The 2737-nt window shown below is 68.4% G+C and carries 2 protein-coding genes; one reads left to right on the top strand and one right to left on the bottom strand.

The features are described from left to right. A partial coding sequence (locus PLL68_RS13625) for an asparagine synthase-related protein (RefSeq protein WP_324534973.1) occupies positions 1–1628 on the top strand: 1628 nt, incomplete at its 5' end. Here PLL68_RS13625 and PLL68_RS13620 read toward each other — a convergent pair. Continuing rightward, positions 1619–2662, bottom strand: a complete 1044-nt coding sequence (locus PLL68_RS13620) for a lysylphosphatidylglycerol synthase transmembrane domain-containing protein (protein ID WP_324534971.1) — start codon at positions 2660–2662, stop codon at positions 1619–1621. The genes PLL68_RS13625 and PLL68_RS13620 overlap by 10 nt on opposite strands. Between the last annotated feature and the right edge of the window lie 75 nt (positions 2663–2737).

Raw genomic sequence — 2737 nt, 5'->3', positions numbered from 1 at the left:
AGGAGCCGATCATCTCCTCCGGGCCCTACGCGCAGTACCAGGTGATGCGCGAGGCCACGAAGCACGTCACCGTCCTGCTCGACGGGCAGGGCGCCGACGAGATGATGGCCGGGTACATCCCGTACTACTTCGTCTACCTGCGTCAGCTGCGCGCCCAGGGCGCCACGCTCGCGGCCGCCGAGCTCGCGAAGAGCCTCGACGTGCTCTACCGGCTGGGCCGCTTCAAGCTCAAGGCCAAGGTCAAGCTGAAGAAGTCGATCCCCACCACGCAGCTGCTGAACCGTGACTTCGTCGCCGCGCACCGGGGCCAGCGCTACAGCTCAGAGGGGGCCAACCTCAAGAAGCGCCTCGTCGAGGACCTTTTCCACAACTCGCTGCCGAGCCTGCTGCGCTACGAGGACAAGAACACGATGCGCTTCTCCCTCGAGGGGCGCGTGCCGTTCCTCGACAAGGAGGTGCTGAAGTTCATCTTCAGCCTGTCCGACGAGGCGATCATCAAGGACGGCTGGAACAAGCGGGTGCTTCGCGACGCGACCCGCGGCCTGCTCCCCGAGTCGATCAACCGCCGCCGCAACAAGATCGGCTTCACCACCCCCCAGGGTGAGTGGTTCATGCGGCTGAAGAACCACTTCTACAACATCTTCCTCAGCGAGTCCTTCGCCAACCGGCCGTACGTCAACCAGACCGAGGTCATCGCGGCGTTCGAGGGGTGGATCAAGGGCGCGAACGACGTCGACACGATGACCTTCTGGCGCCTGATCAACCTCGAGCTGTGGATGCGTGAGTTCATCGACGAGCACGAGGATGCCGGCGACGCCACCGACGCGACCGCCCGGGTCAAGACCGACTACGAGGCGAACGAGGGGCAGAACCTCGACCTCGTGACCTCCCTGGGCGAGAACGTGCGCCGCTACCCGGTGCGCACCGAGCTGTTCAGCCGCGACGACGACCTCGACGCACGGGTGCTCGAGCACATCGACGCCTTCTTCGCCGGGCTGCCAGCCGCCGGCCCCGACCACGAGGCCGCGACGCGCGGACCGTGGTGGTTCTTCCTGTCCGAGAAGGTCGTCGCGATCACGCAGGGCCGCTCCTACTTCGTCTGGGACATCAAGGTCGGTCGACCGGCGCGCGTGCTGTCGCGCTACGTGACCCGCACCCCCGCCGGGATCGGCCTCGGCAGCCCGTTCACGATGCAGCTTGCGATCCAGGAGGCCGGCCTGCCGCGGGTGCTCTACGCATCGGCCGGTGGGGCGATCGGCAAGGTGATCGGGCGAAAGGGCCTGTTCTACGAGCTCGTCGGCAACCAGATCAACGCCATCGACGGACCGACGGAGTACTCCGCCTACCCGTCGAACGTCTCGGCGAAGCTGGCCCCGAAGGACCCGGATGCCGTGGCGGCGCGCCTCAGTGCCGCGATCCGCGAGCGGGTCCCCGAGCCGTGGCGCTCGACCTTCGGCGGCACGGTGATCATGGACGCCAACGACATCGGCCGCAACGTCCTCGGCTCTGACGTGCCGGGTGACTGGACCCGGTTCGAGGAGATGTTCGCCGACAACCCGCTCGGTCAGGGCTCGCAGCAGACGCCGATGGCGATGGTGTTCCTGCGCGAGGACACCGCTCAGGCGTAGAGCGGCTCCTCGCCCTCGGCGGGGGGCTCGGTCTTCGGGCTGAGGGTCCACAGCAGCCAGCCCAGCGCCCCGAGCGGCACCTCCATGAGGTGGGTGAACAGCGAGAAGAGCACGAGCCCGGCCGCGGCCCCACCGGGATCGGCGCCCCAGCCGACGAGCACGACCGAGGTCGCGACCTCGGTGACCCCCAACCCACCGGGTGTGATGCCGATCGTCGTGAGCAACCGGCCGATCGCGTAGGCCGCGAAGAGCAGGTTCAGGGGCAGCGTCACCCCGGTGCTGCGCATGATCAGCACGAACAGCACGTAGTAGGCGGCGAAGAACCCGATCATGCCCAGGGACATCGACCACCAGGCCCGTCCCACGACGTGCTTGATCCGGCCACGCAGGTCGGTCACGAGGTCGGAGATCCGCATGGTGGACTCCGAGCGCCGACGCCTCACCAACGGGCCGATCACGGCATCCAACCCCCGGCCGATGGCCTGGGCGGCCCGCTCGCTCGCGATGATCGACACCAAGGTGGTGAGGATCGCCAGGCCGGTGACCATCCCCGCCACGGCCAGGTCGGTCAGGGCCCCGGGCAGGGTGACGCCGCTGAACCAGAGCACGGCGATCGCGATCACCGGGAGGGCGATGCGGGCCAGGACGTTCCACACCCCGGTGACGACGACCGAGGTCGAGGTCGCGCGGCGGGAGAACCCCCAGGAACGACAGATCGCGTACGTGGCCGCGAGACCCACGGCTCCGCCCCCGGGGAGCAGGTTGGAGACCGATGAGCCGCACAGGTTGACGACCAGCGCCTTGCTCTGGGTGAGACCCGGGAGCGAGCCGGTGAAGGTGAAGGTGTAGCACCACAGCCCGGCGAGCATGAGCGCCTGGAAGCCGATGGCGTGGCTGATGGGGACCGACGAGATGACCGCGCCGATGTCGTGCCACGTCGTCTTGGCGAAGTACGGCAGGCCCCACCACAACAGGGCCACGGCCAGGCCGATCCCGACCACGCCCTGGAGCACCTTGCGTGCGTGCGGGTTCACGCGTCTCCCTCGAAGATCTGGGTGTGGATGGGCCCCCCGCTGGGCAGGGCCGGGTCGCGGAACCACTCCCGGCCG

Origin of the sequence: Ornithinibacter sp., assembly GCF_035443565.1 — a bacterium.
Classification (GTDB): domain Bacteria; phylum Actinomycetota; class Actinomycetes; order Actinomycetales; family Dermatophilaceae; genus Fodinibacter.
Note: the sequence above shows the minus strand (reverse complement) of the source record. Positions and strands in the feature narration are given on the sequence as shown.